General features: G+C 68.3%; 2 pseudogenes. One reads left to right on the top strand and one right to left on the bottom strand.

What is annotated here, in order from left to right:
• Positions 1-373: pseudogene (locus tag A5659_RS28085) on the top strand (hypothetical protein); the annotation flags it as partial.
• Between the two features lies 1 nt (position 374).
• Here A5659_RS28085 and A5659_RS07955 read toward each other — a convergent pair.
• Positions 375-559, bottom strand: a pseudogene (locus tag A5659_RS07955) (hypothetical protein); the annotation flags it as partial.

Below are 559 nucleotides of genomic sequence, written 5' to 3'. Positions count from 1 at the left end.
AAACAAGCCTTCCAATCCCAGCGATCCGCACGACGGCGTCTACACGGCGGCGCGGCTGGCCAAGGACGAGGGCGTGCCGATCTCGACGATCTCGTTCGGGACCAAGGGCGGCGAGATCGAGATGGACGGGCAACGCATCGCCGTCCCGGTCTCGACCGACCAGATGAAGATGGTGGCCAAGCTGTCCGGCGGGCAGTCGTTCCACGCCGACAGCCTGGACTCGCTGAAGAACGTGTACTCGACGCTGCAGCGCCAGATCGGCTACGAAACCGTGAAGGGCGACGCCAGCCTGGCCTGGATGCTGCTCGGCGCGTTCGTCCTGGCCGGCGCCATCCTGGCCGGGCTCCTGCTGAACCGCAGGCTGCCCGCCTGAGTCAGCTGGGCAGGCGCCGGTTGATCAGCAGTGCCAGCGCGGTCGCGATCAGGGCGGTCAGCACGGCCAGCCGCAGCCAGCCGGAGCTGCCCGGCCCCGGCACCGTGCGGTAGCCGATCTCGTTCTCGATGGCGTTGTAGCTCTTTTCCAGCTCGCCCAGGGTGGTGGCGGTGTACGACTGCCCGC

Source organism: Mycobacterium sp. 1165196.3 (assembly GCF_001673415.1).
Lineage (GTDB): Bacteria > Actinomycetota > Actinomycetes > Mycobacteriales > Mycobacteriaceae > Mycobacterium > Mycobacterium europaeum_A.
This window is presented reverse-complemented; position numbering and strand designations above follow the sequence as displayed.